This window comes from uncultured Rikenella sp. (assembly GCF_948810725.1).
Lineage (GTDB): Bacteria > Bacteroidota > Bacteroidia > Bacteroidales > Rikenellaceae > Rikenella.
Window position 1 is genome coordinate 43476 of the sequence record NZ_CAQIVA010000002.1, and the last position, 20744, is coordinate 64219.

Here is a 20744-nt window from a genome sequence, read left to right on the forward strand (position 1 = left end):
CATTTTTGCCACCCCCAAAAACCGCTATGGACGAACCGATCGGAGCCTACCTCGACGACTACACCCTGTTGGAACAACCGGGCGTATCGGCGCGTCTGGACGACCTCGTGAAAAGCTATCCGTGGTTCACCCTGGGGCGGTACATGCAGCTGCGCTCGCTGCGGGGAGTCGATCCCGCCGGCTACCACCGGGCTTTGCGGCGGACAGACGTGCGGCTCTTCATCCATCCTTATCCCACCCTGTTGCTGGCTCCGGTGACGAATGCGACATGGGAAGCGGCGACCGTACAGGGGGAAGATACACATCACCACGACACGTTCGAAACAGGATTCGAATCGGTGCACCAACCGATGCAGTCGGAGACGGACGCCATTATCGACGATTTTCTGAGTACCGAGGGCTGGGGCTCGCGGATCGTGGCAGAGCCTCCCGTGCCGGGTGCGGTGGAAGAGCCGGTAGACATTTCAGTCGCCTCGGTGGCCGAAGACGGTGAAATCGCCACCGAAATATTGGCCCAAATCTATCTGGCTCAGGGGCTTCCGGATCGAGCCATCGAAATTTATTACAAATTAGGCTTGAAATATCCGGAAAAAAACGCTTACTTTGCAGACCTGATTGCAGAAATCCGGGCGGAAAACGGCGATTTCGGAGGCGGAACCGGAGCCTACTTTTGACGCCGGACGCCGGGGCGCATATCCGGAACGCGAACGACGACCATACATTCACACGCATTTCACATACACGACCATGTACGTTTTTTTCATTGTCCTGATTATTATCGCCAGCTTCCTGATTATTCTGACGGTGCTGGCTCAGAATCCCAAGAGCGGGATGGCAGCCAACTTCGGAGCTTCGAACCAGGTGATGGGGGTACGCCAAACGGCCGACTTCCTCGAAAAACTGACTTGGGGGCTTTCGGTGGCGATCGTCGTGCTCAGCTTGGCGGCTACGATGGCCATGCCGCGGGCGGATATCTCGCGGAGCAACGACGCCTTGCAGCAGGCGATCGAGAATCAGGCATCGCCGATCCAGAACCTCGACCTCTCTTCGGGGGTGCCGGCAGCGCTGCCGACCACGGATGGGGCTGAGGCGGCACAGTAGACTGTTATTCCTTCTTCGATATTCCATTATCGGAATCCCTTTTCGTTCACCGGAACGAAAAGGGATTTTTGTTTTCATCCGACCGCCCGAAAACGTTATCTTTGGGGGAAGATATGGCCAAACAAAATTTCAGAGACACCCAACAAGCGGCCGGTCGGATTCTGGCCGAGCTAAAACAAGGCCGGTATGCGCCGCTCTACCTGCTGAGCGGCGAGGAGGGATTCTATACCGACAAGATTTCGGCCTACATCGCCGCCCACGCGCTGAACGACAGCGAACGCGAGTTCAACCAGACGGTCGTCTACGGCAAGGAGACCGACGGGCCGACCGTCGTATCGCTTTGCCGCCGCTATCCGATGATGAGCCAGCGACAGGTCGTGATCGTGCGCGAAGCGCAGGCCATGCGCAATTTCGACGCACTGGGCGTGTATGCCCAACAGCCGCTGGCCAGTACCGTGCTGGTGATTTGCTATAAAGGGAAGAGTTTCGACAAACGGTCGGTGGTCTACAAACAACTCGCCGGCTGCCCCGGAGCCGTAGTTTTAGAGGCCTCCACGCCGCGGGACTATGAGATGGAGGGATGGATGCGCGACCTCTTCGCCGCAAGAGGATGCCGTATCGAGCCGAAAGCGATTCAAATGCTGGCAGACCACTTAGGGACAGAACTGCAAAAGATCGATAACGAAGTCGAAAAGCTCTTCACCCGGCTGCCGGACGGAACGCAAGAGATTACGGCCGCCCACATCGAGCAGAATATCGGCATCAGCAAAGATTACAACAATTTCGAACTGACGCGAGCCCTCTCGGAACGGAACATGGCCCGAGCCCTGACCATCGCCGACCACTTCGCAGCCAATCCGAAAGATAATCCGCTGCCCGCGACGCTCGCCACCCTGTTCCACCACTTCCAACGCATCGTGACCCTCGGGATCGCCCAGTGGGAGAACCGCAAACAAGGGCGACCGGCGATGACCGGCTTGTCGGAGATGGAGATCGCCAGGCTGCTGAAACTGCCCGCCCCGTTTTTCGCCAAAGAGTACATCGGCGCTGCCGCCAACTACCCCAATGCCAAAGTATTTACCATCCTGGGCTGGTTGCGCGAGTTCGACATGAAATCGAAAGGGATGAACGCCGGCTCGGCAGGCGACGGCGAATTGCTCCGTGAACTGATTCTCCGCATCGCCATGCTCTGAGCCGGCCGGTTCCCGACCGACGAACGCCCTATCCGAGCGGCACGCCGATCAGCGTCGCCGACGAACAATCCGTAATCAACGCCCGCACGTAATCGCCCGGCAGGAAATTCATCCGCGGCAGAATCACCACCTTATTCTGCGACGTCCGCCCGTAGACCTCGTCCGCCGACCGCTTCGAACGGCCCTCGACCAACACCTCGACATGCCGCCCCACCTCCGCCCGGTTCGAAGCCAGCGACAACTCGTTCTGCAGGTTGATGATCTCCGTCAGGCGCGCCGTCTTCACCTCCTCCGGCACATCGTCCCGCATCGTCCGCTGCGCCTTCGTGTTCGGCCGCTCCGAATATTTGAACATATAGGCGAAAGCATAGCCCGCCTCGCGCATCAGCGACAGCGTCGCCTCGTGATCCTCCTGCGTTTCGGTACAGAAGCCCGCAATCAGGTCGGTCGAGATCGAGCACTCCGGCAGCATACGCCGAATCGCCGCGATCCGATCCAGATACCACTCTCGCGTATAGCGGCGGTTCATCAGCTCCAGCATCCGCGACGAGCCCGACTGGGCCGGCAGGTGGATCGCCCGACAGACATTCGGATACCGCGCCATCGTTTCGATCAGCTCGTCCGAGAAATCCTTCGGGTGCGACGTCGAAAACCGTACCCGCAGCAGCGGCGACACCTCGGCCACCCGCGCCAGCAACCCCGCGAAATTCACATCGTTATAATTATACGAATTGACGTTCTGCCCCAGGAGCGTCACCTCGCGATATCCCCGCCCGAACAGATCGCGCACCTCCGCCAGAATCGTCTCCGCATCGCGGCTCCGCTCCACCCCCCGCGTGTACGGCACCACACAGTACGAACACATATTATTACACCCCCGCATAATGCTGACAAAAGCCGTCACCCCGTTCTTATCCAGCCGCACCGGGCTGATCTCGGCATAGGTCTCCTCGCGCGAGAGCAGCACATTCACCGCCTTCGTCCCCCCCGCCGCCTGCCGCACCAGCCCCGGCAGCGAACGATAGCCGTCCGGCCCCACCACGATGTCCACCGCCTTCTCCTGCTCGATGAGCCGATCCTTGAGCCGTTCAGCCATGCAGCCGATAATGCCCACCAACATCCACGGCCGGCGGCGTTTCACCCCGCGGAACTCGGCCAGCCGGCCCCAGATGCGCTGTTCCGCATTGTCGCGGATCGCACACGTGTTGACCAGCACCACATCCGCCTCGTCCAGCGAATCGGTGTAGACGAAACCCGCCTCCTGCATCACGGCCACCACCACCTCGCTGTCGCTCTGGTTCATCTGGCAGCCATACGTTTCGATATAAAATTTTCCCTCGCCCGGCTCCCCGGCGAGACGATATTTCGGAGCGCTCATAACCTGCATTTTCGGTTCGACCCGACAAAGATACGCTTTTGTTCGCAGGCCCGCACCCCCATTTCGCTCCCCCGCCGAAGCGTCGTAACCCCCGCCGCAACAGACATTCCATCGTCTCGCAGGCTCACTCCTTGAGAATCAACCGCTTTATATTTTACAAAAAATTTCGTTTCGCAGTATCATTTTTCAGAAAAAGGTATACCTTTGCACCGGTTTTAACATCACTAACACACATACTTGTCATGAAAAAATTTTTCCAATTCGCTTGCGTAGCCGCTTTGGCTGCCGGTTTCGTAGCTTGCGGCAACGGTGCTGCCAACTCGAACAACACCGACACCACCGCTGTCGTTGAAATGAGCGAAACGATCGTCGTAGATTCAGTAGCTGTGGACAGCGCAGCTTGCTGCGATTCGACCGCAGTTTGCGACTCGACCGCTGCGGCTAAATAATTCGGAGACTCGCATCGTCGAGTCCGGGACCTGCCGCCTCGTTGCGGCCGAGTCCTCCATAAAGAGCGTCTCTTCGGTGAAAACCGGAGAGACGCTCCTCTTTTTTTGCAGCGGAAAGATCGATTTTGTAACCGGAAAACCGTTGGGGCACATCTTTTGCACGACATTCGTTCCATAAACGGCCGCCTCTTTCGGAGGCTGCGAAAACGCCATCTCCAGTTTGATCGAAATGCACCTCTTGACCGACATACCCTTCATCGGGCCGCTGCTCAGAGCCGACACGGTCGCCGCAGACACCACGGCGTGGTCGGCCCGGCTGGCCGAAGCGACACAGCACGCTCCGACCGCGAAATTCTGGGTCGTGCAGGACTTCAGCCAATGGCTCGCCGGCCTGGGACTCTCGCCCTGGTGGTGCGACGCGCTCGCCTTCGTGGTCGTTTGCGCAGGCCTGGCCCTCACCGTCTGGTTCATCGACCGGGTGCTGCTCCGCCTTGGACTCACCTTTATCCGGCGGTGGGCCAAACACTCCCGCCGCGCCCTCGTCGGCATCCTCTTCCAACGCAAATTCTACCGCCGCGCGCTCTACCTGATACCGCTCGGAGTCATCCTGTTCAGCATCAACACCTTTTTCAGCGGCTTCACCCCCGGGCTGAACGAAACGGTACGGATCGCCACCCGTTGCGCCGTTTTTTTCACCGTGATGCTCGTCTGCTTTTCACTACTCGACGCCCTCAACGACCTCTACCAGCGGCGGCCCGAAGCACAGCTGCGCTCGATCAAAGGGTATGTTCAGGTGGGCAAAATCCTCGTCGCCTTCATCGTCGCCATCCTGATCGTCGCCGCCCTGTTGCAGGAGAGCCCCGCCCGACTCTTCGTCGGACTGGGAGCCGCCGCGGCCGTCCTTTCGCTGATCTTCCGGGATACGCTGCTCGACTTCGTCGCCTCGATCCAGCTGGCGGCACAGGACATGCTCCGCCCGGGCGACTGGATCGAGGTGCCCGGCAAACAGGCCAACGGCGTCGTGCTCGACATCAACCTCAACTCGGTGAAAGTCCAGAACTGGGACAACACCGTCACGACGATTCCGATCTATTCGATGGTTTCGGAATCCTTCATCAACTGGCGGTGCATGGAGCAGAGCACCGGCCGGCGGTTCACCTGCCGGTTCCGTCTGGACGTCACCTCGATCGCCCGGGCCGACGACGCCCTGCTGCAACGGATCGCCGCCGACCCGCTCACCCAGTCCGAATCTCAGGCCGCCATCGAGCTGGCCCGTTCGAGCAGTCCGCACTACCTGACCAACCTGGCCCTATTCCGGGCCCACATGGAGGTCTGGCTCTTCCGCCATCCGCAGCTGAACCCTCGGCTGCTGACCTTCGCCCGCTACCTGACCGAAGTGACCGAGACGGGGCTCGTCTTCGAGGTCTACGCCTTTACCCGCAACACCGAGAGCGAGTATGCCTACGACACCGTGCGGCGTTCGACGATGGAGTACGTGATGGCCTGCCTGCCGTTGTTCGGCCTGCGGATGTTCCAGCGGCCGTCGGGACTCGACGTCGACGAAATCGGGCGCGACGACCGGTAGCCGGGTTCGAAAACGAGTTAGAAAAGGGACAGGCACCCGATGCACTGTTACGGAAAAAACAGTAACTTTGTCCTCAGTGCTTACCAACTTATAACTCGATCACCATGTCAGAATTCAACTATCAGGAACCGTTTCCGATGTCGGAAGACACCACCGAATACCGTCTCCTGACCAAAGAGTATGTCCGTGTCGAAACCTGCGGCGGGCGCCGGATCCTCCGCGTCGAACCGGAAGGGCTGAACCTGCTGGCGCGGGAGGCGTTCCGCGACGTTTCGTTTTTCCTGCGCGCTTCGCACCTGCAACAGCTGGCCGACATCCTGAAGGATCCCGAGGCGAGCGACAACGACAAGTTCGTGGCCTACACCATGCTGCTGAACCAGACGGTGGCGGCGGCCGGCGAACTGCCGACCTGTCAGGACACGGGAACGGCGATCGTGATCGGGAAGAAAGGCGAGGATGTCTATACGGGTGCGAACGACGCGGAGTGGCTCTCGAAAGGGGTTTACGAGACCTATCGGGACTGCAACCTGCGCTACTCGCAGGTCGTGCCTTTCACGATGACCGAAGAGAAAAACAGCGCGACCAACCTGCCGGCCCAGATCGACCTCTATGCCGAACAGGGGATGGCCTACAAGTTCCTCTTCCTGACCAAGGGCGGGGGTTCTGCGAATAAAACCTTCCTCTACCAGCAGACCAAGGCGCTGCTGAACGAAGCGTCGCTGACGCAATTCATCAAGGACAAAATCAAGGATCTCGGGACATCGGCCTGCCCGCCGTACCACCTGGCGGTGGTGATCGGGGGGACGTCAGCGGAGGCCAACCTCGCTACGGTGAAGAAGGCTTCGGCGCACTACTACGACCACCTGCCCACCACGGGGAACGAGGGGGGGCGTGCGTTCCGCGACCTCGAATGGGAAGAGAAAATCAAGAAAATCTGCCAGGAGTCTGGCGTGGGGGCACAGTTCGGCGGCAAGTATCTGGTGCACGACGTGCGGGTGATCCGGCTGCCGCGGCATGCGGCGAGCTGTCCGGTGGGGATCGGGGTGAGCTGCTCGGCCGACCGCAACATCAAGGCGAAGATTACCGAGGAGGGGATTTTCCTCGAACAGCTGGAAAAGAATCCGGCCCGTTTCCTGCCGACGGAGGCTCCGGGGTTGACGCCGGCGGTGGAGATCGACCTCGACAAGGGGATGGACGCCGTGCGGGCGGAGTTGACCAAATATCCGATCAAGACGCGCCTGAATATCAAGGGGACGCTGATCGTGGCGCGGGACATTGCGCACGCCCGGATCAAACAGATGCTGGACGAGGGCAAACCGATGCCGGAGTACTTCAAGAACCATCCGATTTACTACGCAGGGCCGGCCAAGACTCCGAACGGCATGGCTTCGGGCTCGTTCGGGCCGACGACGGCGGGACGGATGGACCCCTACGTGGATCTGTTCCAGGATCACGGCGGTTCGATGGTGATGGTGGCCAAGGGAAATCGCAGCAAGGCGGTGACCGATGCCTGCAAGAAGCATGGCGGTTTCTACTTAGGTTCGATCGGAGGCCCGGCGGCGGTGCTGGCGAAGAACAGCATCAAGTCGGTCGAGGTGGTGGACTTCCCGGAGTTGGGGATGGAAGCGGTGCGGAAGATTTATGTCGAAGATTTCCCGGCATTCATCATCGTGGACGACAAGGGGAACGACTTCTTCGCAGAGTTCGCACACTGATTCGGAATTATTCTCTCCTTTTATCATTTTCGAGCTTTCTTCTGTGTCAGCAGGGGAAGGCTTTTTGTACCCAAATCAAGGATTGGGCTGCGACTGATAGTGGAAATGCGCGAGCATTTCCCGTCCACGCACCCATAGGGTGTTTTGTTAGGGTTATCTCTGCTTTACTAAGTGGGGCCTGAGGGCAGTCTCCTCCCGTAGGATAGACGCACGTCGACGCTTAAATAGGAAAATCGTCAAAACACGCAAGCGAGTTTTGACTAGATTTCCCAGGGCGCGCGAACAAAGAACGGGGTAGAGGCGGCCAGTGGAAATGCGTAGCATTTCCCGTCCACGGGACGTGGGGCCCGCGCGGCCCGAGGCCAGTACCCTCTTGTAGCCAAAGCCGCGCGCCGCCGCCTAAAGAAGCGATTCAGCTATTTCGGCGGTGAGCCGAAATAGAATGAATCGCGCAGGCGCGCGAAAAAACTTGCTCACCCACGAAAACTCCGTCGCCCGCGGCAATGTGGCGGAGCGGTAGCGGAGCCGCAGTGAGGCTGACACGGGGCGGAGAACTGGGGCAAGCTTTGGGCTGTGCTTGTTCTTCAGGCGGGAAAACCGTACTTGGTTTTCCCGCTGCGCTGGGCCGAGCATGAGGCTTGGATTTGGGCGGTGAGTTGGGCTGTACTCTTGGCCAAGCTTTGAGCCGAGAGCGAATAGCTAAGTCCCCGTGTCAACGGTCGGCCCGCAGCCCCCGGATGCGGAGGGCCGAAATACTCCGCTGTCGCTCCGTCTTCGCTCTCCGCTGGCTGCGGCCGAAAAAATGGCTGTGTTCTCGCGACCCTTTGGGTTGGGCGGGCCGAAGCCTCCCGCAGCGGAGGCCCGCAACTGACGTTGCTTTTGGGCCCCGCAGTCTTCGGCCCGCCCAAGAGGGTAAGATAGTCTCAGCCCCTTACCCACACCGCCCATGCCTTTCCCGTTTATTCCGAGAGGCAACGCAACAGAAAACTGAAGGCGCGGCTGTTCGAGCTGCTGGTGCTGAGGCTCTGTGTGCTGAGCACCAGTCGCCTGGCGTACGTGCTGCCGTCAACCGCGGAAGCCGACCACACCGTACCTTCGTTGCAGATGTCACGCAGTGCGCCTGTGTCCCGATGGCGGTAGCCCGGGGCGGGGATTCACAAGAGGATTCACTTCAAAAATAAAAAAAAGACGGTTCGCATCTTACGATGCAAACCGTCTGAGTAGCGGGGGGAGGACTCGAACCTCCGACCTTTGGGTTATGAGCCCAACGAGCTGCCAACTGCTCCACCCCGCGATCATAATTCGAGTACAAAGGTAAGACATTTTTCGGAAACTGCAAACCTGGGAAGAAAAAATATCCCATTTTCCGACCAAGACGACTTCCCTCGGTCGGAAAACAGGACAATTTTCGATACGCGCGACCCGGCGCACAAAACAACTATCTCCGTCCGCCCGCCATCCGATCCAGCGCATGCAGCGCAAAAGCATACGCCCCGATGCTGATCGCCTTGCTCGTTCCGATCCGCGAGAAACCGATCCCCACCCGCGGCATCGAATCGTACGTCACCCGCTCGTTGGTGTGCGGCACCTGAATCTGTTTCACCTCGCCCTGTAGGAAATCGGCCATCTGCGCCTCGTCCTCCAGATAGAACGCCTTCTGCGCCAACCGCGGGAACTGCACCCCCGTAGCCCCCACGAACTGCCCGTGCACCTCCTCCATCATCGCCGGCACGAACAGCGACTTCGCCCCCGCCACACCGCCGCCGATCACCGCAATCCCATCCACCACCGTCAGCACATTGCACAACGCATCCCCCAAAGCCTGCCCCATCCGCCGGAACGCCTCCAACGCCGCCGCCTGATCCCCCTCTTTCTCTCCGATCCCGATCTCGTAGATGTCCTTCGGATGCGGCAACTTGTCCGCCGGCGTCCCCGTGAGTTCGCCGTACACCCGGCGCACCGCCCGGATACTGATCGACTCCTCGATATTCCGCTCCTGGTGGTACCGCTGACTCAGCAGCCACACCTCCGCCGCCGCCGAGTTATCGCCCAGGAACAGTTCGCCGTTCCGGACGATCCCGCCGCCAAAGCCCGTCCCGAGCGTCAGCCCCACCAGATTGCGATACCGTTTCGGGCTGCCCGCCTTTTCGAGCTGGGCATTGACCCACGGCAGATACCCCTCGATCGCCTCGCCGTAGGCATACAGGTCGCCGTCGTTGTTGATGAAGACCGGAATGCCGAATTCCGCCTCCAGCATCGGCCCGACAGCCACCCCGCCCTTATAGGCCGGCAGGTTGCCGATGTTCCAGATAATGCCGTTCGGATAGTCCGCCGGCCCGGGAAAGGCGAAGCTGATGGCCACCGGCGCCTCCTTGAGCCTCGACCGCACGGCATGGAAACCGTTGATCAGGTTAGCCAGGCTCAGCTCCAGGTTATGGGCCGCCGAGGGCAGGTGGATCGGTTCGACGATCTCTTCGCAGCCGCGGATCGCGCCGAACACGAAATTGGTTCCCCCCGCGTCCAGCGTCATCACGGTGCGGGAATCTTTGGTGAAGTTCATATAGCTCTCGTTTTGGTTCGGGTTATTTTTAGCAAATATAAGGAAAAAGGAAGATATAGCGGTCTGCGAACCGAGCGATTGCGAAAAACGCTATATTTGTCCATACGATGATACGATGCAGAGAGATACGAAAACGATTCGGCACGGTCGAAGTGCTTCGGGGGATCGACCTCGACATCGCCCGAGGCGAGGTGGTGACCGTCGTCGGGCCCAGCGGGGCGGGCAAGACCACCTTGTTGCAAATCATAGGTACCCTCGCACAGCCCGATAGCGGAACGGTCGAGATTGCGGGACGCGACACGGGGAGTTTGCGGCCGGCCGAGCTGGTGCGGCTGCGGAACGAACAGATCGGCTTCGTTTTCCAGTTCCACCACCTTTTACCCGAGTTTACCGCCACCGAGAATGTGATGATTCCGGCCCTGATTCGGCGCACCTCGCGCGCTGCGGCGCAACGGCGGGCAGTCGAGCTGCTGGAGCTGCTGGGGGTGGGACACCGCGCCGGGCATAAACCGGCCGAGCTTTCGGGGGGCGAGCAACAGCGGGTGGCGGTGGCGCGGGCCTTGATGAACGACCCGGCGGTGGTGTTGGCCGACGAACCCTCGGGAAACCTCGACAGCGTCAATCGCGAGAGCCTGCACCGCCTGTTTTTCGAGCTGCGGGAGCGGTTCGGCTACACTTTCGTCATCGTGACCCACGACAACGACCTCGCGGCCATGTCCGACCGGCGGATCGCCATGCGCGACGGGATGATCGCGGAACTTTAAACGGAATTTACGAACACTTTGAACCTTTCGAATATGAAACGACACCTGACCACCATCCGACTCTCGACCGCCGCTGCCGCAGGGGCTGTGGCGCTGTGCTGCGCCTGCGGGCCGCAACGGGCGGCCGAAGAGATCGCCGTGATTCCCCAACCCGCCCGGATCGTCGAGGGAGAGGGGACGATCCGGTGGGTGGCGGACAGTGTGCGGACGGCGATCGACACCTCGCTGCGGAATCCCGAGGCCTACCGGCTGACGGTGGCCGACGGACGGATGGAGGTGGTCGGAGGGGGCGATGCGGGGATTTTCTACGGGTTGCAGACGTTGGAGCAGCTCAAGGACTCGGCGGGCTACGTGCCGGCGGTGACGATCGAGGATGCACCCCGGTTTCCGTGGCGGGGGGCGCATTTGGATGTGAGCCGACACTTCTTCCCGAAAGATTTCATCAAACGCTATATCGATATCCTCGCTTACCACAAACTCAATACTTTCCACTGGCACCTGACGGACGGTATCGGGTGGCGGCTGGCGATCGACAAATACCCGCTGCTGGCGCAGAAAGCGGCGTGGCGCAAGGTCAAGGATCCGCTGGCGCCGTGGATCGGGCTGGAGCTGAGCGACGAGTCGCGGCGGGACAGTACGGATACGTATGGCGGATATTATACCGAGGCGGATATCCGCGAGATTGTGGACTATGCCCGTGCGCGGCACATCACGGTGATTCCGGAGATCGAGATGCCGGGCCACTCCGAGGCGGCGACCTTCGCCTATCCGCAGTTCGCCTGTCCGACGGCGAAGCCGGGGAGCGGCATCTATTGTCCGGGCAACGACTCGACGTTTCTTTTCCTTCAGGAGATCATCGACCGGGTGGTGGAACTCTTTCCCGACTCGCCGTACATCCACATCGGGGGCGACGAGGTGGGCAAGGAGCAGTGGAGCGGGTGTCCGTTGTGTCAGGCGCGCAAGCAGGCCGAGGGGCTCAAGGACGAACACGAATTGCAGAGCTATTTCGTCCATCGGATGGAGAAGTACATCAACGGCAAAGGCAAACGGATGATCGGTTATGACGAGATTCTGGAGGGAGGCCTCGCACCGAATGCTACAGTGATGTCGTGGACGGGTTTCGAGGGGGGCGTTCGGGCGGCCAACGCGGGACACAATGCGGTGATGGTGCCGCTGGACTATGTCTATTTCGACCACTACCAGAGTCAGAATCCGTGCGAACCGCAGGGGTGGGGGGGGTATAACGGTGTGCCGCGCGTCTACGCGTTCGACCCGCTGCGGCCGGAGGTGGCGGCTGATAAACGGCACCATATTCTCGGCGGTCAGGCTAATATCTGGACGGAAAACATCCGCACGCCGGAACACGTGGAATATATGTTACTGCCGCGACTGGCGGCTCTTTCCGAAGCGTTGTGGACGGATACGACGGCCAAGGATTGGCACCGGTTCGAACGGAAGCTCGACCGGCAGTACGACCGGTATGCAGCTCGGGGGTGGCATTATGCGGAGAGCGCGTTCACGCCGTACATCGCCGAACAGTATTTCAACGACGACGGCGCACTGGTGATCCGGCTGGCGACAGAGGTGGCGCTCCATCCGATCCGATACACGCTGGACGGGTCGATGCCGACGGCGGAGGCGCCGGTATATGCCGATTCGATCGTCATTACCGAGCCGTCGACCTTGACGGCGGTCACGTTTCGGCGGGGGAAACCTGCGGGATGCGTATTGTCGTCGCCCCGGCTGCTGAATCCGGCGACGGGGGCGAAAGTGACGTATGCCTATCCTTACCACTCGGCTTATACGGGGGGCGGGGATTCGGCACTGGTGGACAACCGGTATGCCTTCAAACGGGGGGACGATCCGGCCTGGCAGGGCTTCGAGGGGACGAATCTGGATGTGACGCTGGATTTAGGCAGCGTGTGGCGGCTGGAGGGGGTTTGGATGCGTTTTCTGCAACACATCGGTTCGACATCGGTGATGCTGCCGACACGGTTGAAAGTATGGACTTCGGCAGACGGGAAACGGTATACGGAGGCGGCGGACGTGGCTGTAGAACAAGATTCGACTTCGGAGGTGATTATCAGGTCGTTAGACATCCGGTTCGGACAGGCGGCCGAGGCTCGTTTCGTGCGGATCGAGGCGACGAATCGGGGGATTCTGCCGGAAGGTCATCCGCGCGCAGGGAGTCCGGCCTGGATCTTTGCGGACGAAATCGCAGTCTATTAAACGGCAGAGGCTGGCAGTGGAAATGCGTCAGCATTTCCACTGCCACACCCACAGGGGGTTTTGTTAGGATTTTCTCCGGCCTTACTAATAAGTGGAGTCTGTGCGGCCAAAGAATTGGGCCCCGGCGGGACGCCGCCCGCGCAGGGCAGTTTCAGGCGGGTCGAAGCTCGACCGCGCGCGACTGCTGAAGTAGGAAATCATTCAAACGCGTTATTCGCGTTTGAATAAGATTTCCGCCAGCGCGCGGACAAAGAATTGGGCTGCCGACAGTTTAAGGATGCGTAAGCATCCGTCTAAAGTTTTTTCGGTTCCTTTTGTTCACAACCGACGCTGCCAGCGAGAGCAATGCAAACGCAGTTTGCAAATTGCCGAGCGGCGAGGAGGAAGGCGAAGCCAAAAGGAACAGTTCGAGGCGGGTCAAAGCTCGACCGCGCGCCACGCCTAAAGAGGGAAATCGTCAAAACGTGCTGGCACGTTTTGACAAGATTTCCCCAGGCGCGCGAAAAACCTCAACTTCGAGCAAAAATCCGTCGCCCGCCCGCGTAAATAAGGGATTTCACTCGTTTTGCGGTGAGCAAAATCGAGATGAAATCCCAGCGGGCGACGTTTAGGAGTAAATACTCCCATCTTTCGCGTGCCGAGCGGTAGCGGCGGAGCGATAGCGGAGCCGCAGTGAGGCGGATACGGGGCAGAGAACTGGGGCGAGCTTTGGGCCGTGCCTGTTCTTCGGGCGCGAAAACCGATTACGATTTTCGCGTCGCGCCGGGCCGAGCTGTTGTCCGTGCTTTTGCGGTTCGTAGAACCGCCGGGCCTGCGCGCTGGGCCTTCGGCCCACCCCTGGAGCGCGCAGCCCGAAACCGACAGAATGGGGGCGGAGACCTATTATAGGCTGAGAGCGAGTAGCGCGATTCCTTGAGGAATCACCGTCCTCTTATTGGGGTAGAGGCTGCCTGATCGGAGTGCCCGAAGGCAGCGGTGCGGGGGAGGCGCGCCGAAGACGAACCCAACAGAAAAAGGCCGAGCTTCTGCGACCCTAAGGGTCGCGCGGGCCGAAGCCTCCCCCAGCGGAGGCCCGCAAGCTTCGTCCGCACAAATGGGCCATTGTAGAGATATCTAATTTAGGATGGCTCCGGCCCGCGCGATTCTTCGAACCGCAGGAGTCAGTTCAAAACGTAAACAGGAATAAACCCGCCCCGGGCGAACGCCACTACACTACGGGAGCATTATACGGTGTCGGCAGTTACGGCTACAGTTGTTCCTCGACAGCCGGTGGCACAAATGGAAGGCACTTGTTTTTCCACGTGACAGCACTCGATCCCCATCGTGCACATACCCGCGCCTACGGTTTTCAGTTGCGTTGCCTCTCGGAATAAACGGAGAAGAGAGGCACACGAAAACGGGCTGGAACTACCCAAACAACCGCCGGAACCGCAGAAATACCCCCAACGGCAACCGCTTGCCCGCCCCATCCGCCACATACAACTCCCCCTGTCCCACCTCTGCCCCTGCCGCCTGAGGAAATGCCGACTCCGCCAGCGTCCGCGCCAGCAGAGCAGACAACCCCATCGAATAGAGATTCAGCACCACAAAACACCCCGTCTCCTCCAGCAACTCCGCACACAACGCCAACATCTCCCCGATCTGCTCCTCCAGCACCCATTTTTCGCCCTCCGGCCCCCGGCCATACGACGGCGGATCGAGCACAATGCCATGATAACGATGCCCCCGCCGCACCTCGCGACGGACGAACTTCATCGCATCCTCCACCACCCACCGGATCCCCTCCAGCCCCGACGCCTCCATATTCTCGCGCGACCACGTCACCGTCTGGCGCACCGAATCCACATGCGTCACCTCCGCCCCCGCCGCGCACGCAGCCAGCGAAGCCCCGCCCGTGTACGCAAACAGATTCAATACCGCCGGCCGCTCCACCCCCGCCCCGCGCAACCGCCTGACCGTCTCGTAGATATAGTCCCAATTGGCCGCCTGCTCCGGAAAGACCCCCACATGCTTGAACGACGTCAGCCCCAGCCGCAACCGAATACGCCAGCCCCCCTTGCCCGCATAATCGATCGACCACTGCTGCGGCGTCCCGCGTTTCAACACCCATTCGCCCCGCTCCTCGCTCCCCTTGTTTTTGCGGAACACCGCCCCCGCCCTCTCCTCCCACTCCTCCTCCGAGAGCGACGGCGCCCACAACGCCTGCGGCTCCGGCCGCGCCGTCACCACCCGGCCGAAACGCTCCAGTTTGCGACCGCCTCCGCAGTCGATCAATTCGTAATCCACCCATCGGGTCGGAGTCAGTAAATTCAATTCCATAGTAAAATCCCTTCGGACGATAAAAGTAGCATTAAAAATCAATATCTTTGTCGAAAACTGACCCGAAACAGATGAAAAAACTCCTCATCTTAGCCGCCGGCGTTCTGACACTCGCCTCCTGCGGCTCCCACGGCGATCCGGCCGACTACGTAGATCCCTTTATCGGCACCGACGCCCACGGACACACCTTCCCCGGAGCGACCACGCCGTTCGGCTTCGTACAACTCTCGCCCGACACCGATACCGAGGGGTGGGACTGGTGTTCCGGCTATCACGCCAGCGATTCGAGCCTGATCGGCTTCTCGCACACCCACCTGAGCGGAACGGGAGGTGCGGATTTGGGAGACATCCTCTTCATGCCGGCCATCGGGCCCGTCCGGTTCGAACCGGGAACCAAAGCCGAGCCGGACAGCGGCTATCGCTCGCGGTTCAACCACAAGAGCGAAAAGGCTTCGGCCGGATACTATAGCGTCTACCTGGACGATCCGCGCGTGAAAGTCGAACTGACCGCCACACCGCATGCGGGGATTCACCGATACACCTACGAACACAGCGACAACCAACACCTGATGCTCGACCTGCGGCACGGGATACAGGACAACGTGCGCGAAGCGGCATTCCGTCAGGTCGACGACCGGACGATCGAAGGGTGGCGGCGGTCGAACGGCTGGGCGGCAGATCATACGGTCTTCTTCCGGGCCGAATTTTCGGCCCCCATCCGCGAGATTCGGGCACGGATCGACGGACGCGACACGACCGTCACCGAAGGGATGGGGAAAGAGGTCGTACTGGCCCTTTTCCCGGAAGAGCACACCAAGAACTGGGAGGTGAAAGTAGGTTTGTCGGCTGTGGATATCGAGGGAGCCCGGCGCAATCTGGCGGCGGAAACCTCAGGCAAATCGTTCGACACGCTGGCAGCAGAAGCGCGTGACCAGTGGAATCGCGAACTGGGACGGATCACCGTTTCGGGCGGGACGGACGAAGACCGGCGCATATTCTACACCGCTCTGTACCATTCCTTTATCGCACCGGTACTCTTTACGGACACCGACGGCCGGTATCGCGGAGCGGACGGCGAGATTCACCCGGCCGATTCGACGGAAGGGGCGAATTACAGCATCTTCTCCACGTGGGACACCTTCCGTGCACTGCACCCGCTGCTGACCTTAGTGCAGCCGGAAGTCAATGCGCAGATCGCCCGCTCCATGCTGCGCTACTACCGGCAGACCGGCAGACTGCCGGTGTGGGACCTGCACATGAACGAAAACAACTGCATGATCGGTTACCACTCGGTACCGATCATCGCCGATGCTTTTTTCAAGGGCGAACTCTCGGCCGAGGAGGGGGACGAAGCGCTGAAGGCGATGGTACACAGCGCCATGCAACGCGAACACGGCGGAATCGGACACTACCGGCAGTTGGGTTACCTGCCGGCCGACAAGGAGAACAATTCGGTCTCCAAGGCATTGGAGTACGCCTACGACGACTGGTGCATCGCCCGAATGGCCCAGGCGCTGGGGAACGACAGCCTGTATCGGGTCTTCATCCGTCGGGCGCAATCGTATAAAAACCAATTCGATCCGGCAGACGGTTTCTTCAAGGGTCGGCTCTCGACGGGCGCATTCCGCACGCCGTTCGACCCGACCGAAATCTCGATCCTCGGACAGGGAGACTTCACCGAGGGGAATGCCTGGCACTATCGTTTCTTCGTGCCGCAGGACGTGACGACTCATATCGGCATGCTGGGCGGCGACAGCGCTTATATCGCTGCCATCGACGCGATGTTCGAGGCGCCGACTACGACGAACGACCATTCGCCGGACGTTTCGGGACTGATCGGCCAGTACGCGCACGGCAACGAGCCGTCGCATCAGGTGGCCTATCTCTACTCGTTCGCGGGGGCGCCGTGGCGGACGCAGGAGCGGGTGGACGAGATCAAACGGACGATGTACACCACGGCGCGGGACGGGTTGTGCGGCAATGAGGACTGCGGCCAGATGTCGGCCTGGTACGTTTTGAGCGCCATGGGCTTCTACCCCGTGACCCCGGGATCGGGGGTCTACGTTTTGGGGACGCCGACTTTCGAACGGGTCGAAATCGCGCCGACGACGGCATCCGGCCGGCCGTTTATTATCGAAGCCGAAGGGCTCTCTTCGGACGGGAAAAACATCTACATCCGGTCGGCGGAGTGGAACGGAGAGCCGTATACGAAATCGTACATCACCCAATCGATGCTCGACGAGGGCGGCAAACTCGTGCTGCATATGGGGTCTGAACCGACGAAAGATTTCGGGACGGATCCGGCGGACCGACCGGTGGCTCAGATTCCGTCCGAAGATGCCCTGACCGCAGAGCAGATGCTCGCGGAGGTGGTATTCGAGCCGTACATCGAAGATACGCTGCGGGTATTCGGCCACTCGATGACCCTGTTCCCGAAATGTGCGGCACCGCAGCCGCGGAAGATCGTCTACACGTTGGACGGTTCGGAACCGACCTCCGCCTCTCCGATCGTACCGGTCGGCGGAATTACGCTCACAGGAGATGCGGAATTGAAATTGCGGGCGATCGCCATGGAGAGATCGGCGAACAGACGGTCGGACAGCCAGGTGAAGAGCTATCGGTTCTACAAGAGTGCGCTGAAAGACGCGGCGGTGACGTTGGAACAGGCGCCGTCGGCACCGTACATGAACGGCGGGGCTGCGGCTTTGGTGGACTATGCGATGGGGGGTGACAGCTATGTGCGTCCGGAATGGATCGGCTTCAACGGCATCGATGCGGCAGGAACTATCGATTTGGGAACGGTGCGGAGCTTGCGGCACGTGGGCTTCAATGCGGACAACGAACCGCGGTCGTGGATCGTTTTACCGCGAGGGGCCGTATTCGAATTTTCGACCGACGGGACGCATTACGGCCATCCGGTGCGGATCGACGGGAGCGACAGCTTGACGGCAGGGAGCGGTGCGCATTACTTCGGCACATCGATTCCAGGCGGAGTACAGGCGCGCTACATCCGGTTTCGAATCGAAAACGGGCCGCTGCCGGAGGGGCATATCGGACAGGGCAATCCGGCTTGGATGTTCCTCGACGAGGTGATGGCGTACTGATGCCTCATTCGGCGCATTTTACAGAGGGAGCTTCCATTCCGGGAGCTCCTTTTCTTTTCTGGTTGCTCCCGCCCCGGGCTACCGCGACGGAGGAAACAACAACCGATTGGGAAATCTGACGGGTGTCGGGTACGACGGATTCAGTAGCTCGTCCACAGCCAGCAATACCGGTAATGGCAGTTTGTACTTCAACATGCAATACTTCAACTCCGGCAGTACAACTATCCGCGGCCACAGTCTTCAGTTGCGTTGCCTCTCGGAATAAACAGACGCTAAGCGTCTTTTACTAGCTGTGTCTACCCCAAACAATCGGACAGCCTCTACCTTACTGTAATTTAGTCCCAGCTGCCGGACGCCTGGGAGGAACGGCAACTCTCGACGCGCAAGCGGCGTGTTGCAGACCACCCGTGGGAAGGCGTCCGGCCCGCACTATTTTACCCGCTACAAGTTCCGCCTATTCGTCCTCGGCGCGCCCCCCCCACGCGCCGCTAATGCGTCGCTAGCGGTGAGTGCAACGAGCTCCGTCGAGTTTGCAGCCCGCCGCGTGGGGTGGCGGCGAACTGCGCGGCTCAAAGAGCCGCAGAAGCTCGGCCCAAAGCCCGGCCAACAGCTCAGCCCAATCCACTGCCCAAATCTCAGCCCCATGCTCGGCCCGGCGCGGCGCGAAAACCGTAATCGGTTTTCGCGCCTGAAGAACAGGCACGGCCCAAAGCTCGACCCAATTCTCCGCCCCGTGTCCGCCTCACTGCGGCTCCGCTTGCGCTCCGCCACGCTTGCCGTCGCCCGCGGCAATTCTTGCCGGATTGGCCGAGTGCCAACCGGCAGAATATGCCCTCTTAGGCGGGCGGGCGACGGATTTTTTGCGTTATTCTTTTTTCGCGCGCCTTGCGCGACTCAGTTATTTCGGCTCACCGCCGAAATAACTGAGTCGCTCCTTTAGGCGTGGCGCGCGGCTTTGGCTACAGGAGGGTACTGCGCTCGGGCCGCGCGGGCCCCACGTCCCGTGGACGGGAAATGCTCGCGCATTTCAACTGGCCGCCTCTACCCCCGTTCTTCGTCCGCGCACCGCCGCGCAAGCCCCGCGTGCCCGCAATGGGCAAGGGGCAGCTTTGGCCCTATTCTCGACCGCCCCACAAAAAAACGTCCTCACCTTCCTTAAAGGAAGGTAAGGACAAGAGCAACTTGATTGGATAACCGAATATTAGAACGCTTTCGCAATCGCGATAAAGTCGTCGGCAACCAACGAAGCGCCACCGATCAAACCGCCGTCTACGTCTGCCTTGCTGAAAATTTCGGCAGCGTTGCCCGGCTTACAGCTCCCGCCATAGAGAATCGGCGTTTTATCAGCTGCTGCCGCACCGAACTTTTCAGCCAGCACCTTGCGAATAAACGCATGAATCTCCTGCGCTTGCTCCGCCGTCGCCGTCTTGCCGGTGCCGATCGCCCAAACCGGTTCGTAAGCGATCACCAATTTGCCGAACTGTTCCGGAGTCAGGTTGAAAACGACCTCTTCGATCTGCGCCCGAACAACGTCGAAATGTTTGCCAGCCTCCCGTTCGTCGAGTTTTTCGCCCACGCAGTAGATCGGTGCCAACCCATGCGCATAAGCCAAAGCCATCTTTTTGTTGAGCGTTTCGCTGGTTTCGCCATAGTATTCGCGCCGTTCGGAGTGCCCCAGAATAACATACTTAGCCCCCAGCGACGAAATCATCTTAGCCGACACCTCGCCGGTATAAGCCCCCGATTCGTGATCCGCACAGTCCTGAGCCGAAACGGCAATCCCGGCCTTTTCCGCCGGCCCCTTGACGCTGCACAAGTGGGTGAACGGAACACCGACGATCAGTTCGACATCGGCCGGTGCACCCCCTTTCAGAGCCGCTACGCCTTCGAGGAGGGCGACGCCTTCTGCCGGCGTGGTATTCATTTTCCAGTTCCCTGCGACGATTTTTCTTCTCATGATGGTATTGTTGTGTTTAATGGTTCTCGGTATTTGTCTGAATCAACGCGCCTTATATCATCCCCAGTTCGAGCAGTGCCTCCTGGGTCATCATCGATCGATCCCACGGCGGATCGAAGGTCAACGTCACATCCACCCGCTCGACGCCCTTCACTTTGAGCACGTCGTCGTGCACCTGCTGGACGAGCATATCGGCCATCGGACAGTTCGGCGCCGTGAGGGTCATCCGAATATTAGCCGTCCCCTCCGGGGTCATTTCGATCTCGTACACGAGGCCGAGGTCGTAGATATTGACCGGAATCTCCGGGTCATAAATGTTTTTGAGCGTGTAGACAATGTCGCGCTCGATGTCGAGTATCTCCTGCGGTGTCATAATCCGACCCAAAAGTA

15 protein-coding genes and 1 tRNA gene are annotated in these 20744 nt (G+C 60.1%); 10 read left to right on the forward strand and 6 right to left on the reverse strand.

Going from position 1 to position 20744, the window contains the following annotated elements; all coding sequences use genetic code 11:
* The first annotated feature begins 26 nt into the window (after positions 1-26).
* From Q9S52_RS02090 to holA, 3 genes are all read left to right on the forward strand, one after another.
* Positions 27-674 carry a hypothetical protein gene (locus tag Q9S52_RS02090; protein ID WP_294591914.1) on the forward strand — a complete coding sequence of 216 codons (648 nt, stop codon included), beginning with the start codon at positions 27-29 and terminating at the stop codon, positions 672-674.
* A gap of 73 nt (positions 675-747) precedes the next feature.
* The gene (gene secG / locus Q9S52_RS02095) at positions 748-1101 is read left to right on the forward strand and encodes a preprotein translocase subunit SecG (RefSeq protein ID WP_294591916.1); all 354 of its coding nucleotides are present in this window, start codon (positions 748-750) and stop codon (positions 1099-1101) included.
* Positions 1102-1214: 113 nt separating this feature from the next.
* Positions 1215-2294 (forward strand): DNA polymerase III subunit delta, encoded by a 1080-nt coding sequence (holA, locus tag Q9S52_RS02100; RefSeq protein WP_294591918.1) that lies wholly within the window; start codon positions 1215-1217, stop codon positions 2292-2294.
* A gap of 28 nt (positions 2295-2322) precedes the next feature.
* On the opposite strand, the gene miaB is transcribed toward holA, so the two are convergent.
* Complete coding sequence (gene miaB / locus Q9S52_RS02105; RefSeq protein WP_304708019.1) at positions 2323-3672, reverse strand: tRNA (N6-isopentenyl adenosine(37)-C2)-methylthiotransferase MiaB; 1350 nt, start codon at positions 3670-3672, stop codon at positions 2323-2325.
* A gap of 242 nt (positions 3673-3914) precedes the next feature.
* Here miaB and Q9S52_RS02110 point away from each other — a divergent pair, with 242 nt between their 5' ends.
* The 3 genes from Q9S52_RS02110 to Q9S52_RS02120 all read left to right on the forward strand — a co-directional run bounded on the left by Q9S52_RS02110 (position 3915) and on the right by Q9S52_RS02120 (position 7421).
* Positions 3915-4121 (forward strand): hypothetical protein, encoded by a 207-nt coding sequence (locus Q9S52_RS02110; RefSeq protein WP_294591922.1) that lies wholly within the window; start codon positions 3915-3917, stop codon positions 4119-4121.
* 229 nt (positions 4122-4350) lie between these two features.
* The gene (locus tag Q9S52_RS02115) at positions 4351-5706 is read left to right on the forward strand and encodes a mechanosensitive ion channel family protein (RefSeq protein ID WP_304708050.1); all 1356 of its coding nucleotides are present in this window, start codon (positions 4351-4353) and stop codon (positions 5704-5706) included.
* A gap of 104 nt (positions 5707-5810) precedes the next feature.
* A complete protein-coding gene (locus Q9S52_RS02120; protein WP_304708020.1) occupies positions 5811-7421 on the forward strand; it encodes a fumarate hydratase in 1611 nt (536 codons plus the stop codon).
* A gap of 1221 nt (positions 7422-8642) precedes the next feature.
* On the opposite strand, the gene Q9S52_RS02125 is transcribed toward Q9S52_RS02120, so the two are convergent.
* Together Q9S52_RS02125 and Q9S52_RS02130 are read right to left on the reverse strand one after the other, a co-directional pair.
* Positions 8643-8715 (reverse strand) — tRNA-Met (locus Q9S52_RS02125).
* Between the two features lie 144 nt (positions 8716-8859).
* Complete coding sequence (locus tag Q9S52_RS02130) at positions 8860-9981, reverse strand: ROK family protein (RefSeq protein ID WP_304708021.1); 1122 nt, start codon at positions 9979-9981, stop codon at positions 8860-8862.
* A gap of 107 nt (positions 9982-10088) precedes the next feature.
* On the opposite strand from Q9S52_RS02130, the gene Q9S52_RS02135 reads away from it, so the two are divergent.
* Together Q9S52_RS02135 and Q9S52_RS02140 are read left to right on the forward strand one after the other, a co-directional pair.
* Positions 10089-10745, forward strand: coding sequence for an ABC transporter ATP-binding protein (locus Q9S52_RS02135; RefSeq protein WP_297832476.1), 657 nt, complete (start codon positions 10089-10091; stop codon positions 10743-10745).
* A gap of 33 nt (positions 10746-10778) precedes the next feature.
* Positions 10779-12974 (forward strand): family 20 glycosylhydrolase, encoded by a 2196-nt coding sequence (locus Q9S52_RS02140; protein WP_304708022.1) that lies wholly within the window; start codon positions 10779-10781, stop codon positions 12972-12974.
* 1407 nt (positions 12975-14381) lie between these two features.
* Here Q9S52_RS02140 and Q9S52_RS02145 read toward each other — a convergent pair.
* Entirely contained in the window at positions 14382-15293 is a 912-nt protein-coding gene (locus Q9S52_RS02145; RefSeq protein ID WP_304708023.1) for a class I SAM-dependent methyltransferase, read from the reverse strand.
* Between the two features lie 71 nt (positions 15294-15364).
* Between Q9S52_RS02145 and Q9S52_RS02150 the strand changes: the two genes are divergently transcribed.
* Both Q9S52_RS02150 and Q9S52_RS02155 read left to right on the forward strand, forming a co-directional pair.
* On the forward strand, positions 15365-18397 hold the full coding sequence (locus Q9S52_RS02150; RefSeq protein ID WP_304708024.1) for a GH92 family glycosyl hydrolase: 3033 nt from the start codon (positions 15365-15367) through the stop codon (positions 18395-18397).
* 106 nt (positions 18398-18503) lie between these two features.
* On the forward strand, positions 18504-18662 hold the full coding sequence (locus Q9S52_RS02155; protein ID WP_300727762.1) for a hypothetical protein: 159 nt from the start codon (positions 18504-18506) through the stop codon (positions 18660-18662).
* A gap of 936 nt (positions 18663-19598) precedes the next feature.
* On the opposite strand, the gene tpiA is transcribed toward Q9S52_RS02155, so the two are convergent.
* Together tpiA and Q9S52_RS02165 are read right to left on the reverse strand one after the other, a co-directional pair.
* Entirely contained in the window at positions 19599-20354 is a 756-nt protein-coding gene (gene tpiA, locus Q9S52_RS02160; RefSeq protein ID WP_300728819.1) for a triose-phosphate isomerase, read from the reverse strand.
* 52 nt (positions 20355-20406) lie between these two features.
* Entirely contained in the window at positions 20407-20727 is a 321-nt protein-coding gene (locus Q9S52_RS02165; protein ID WP_294594482.1) for an iron-sulfur cluster assembly protein, read from the reverse strand.
* Positions 20728-20744: the final 17 nt, after the last annotated feature.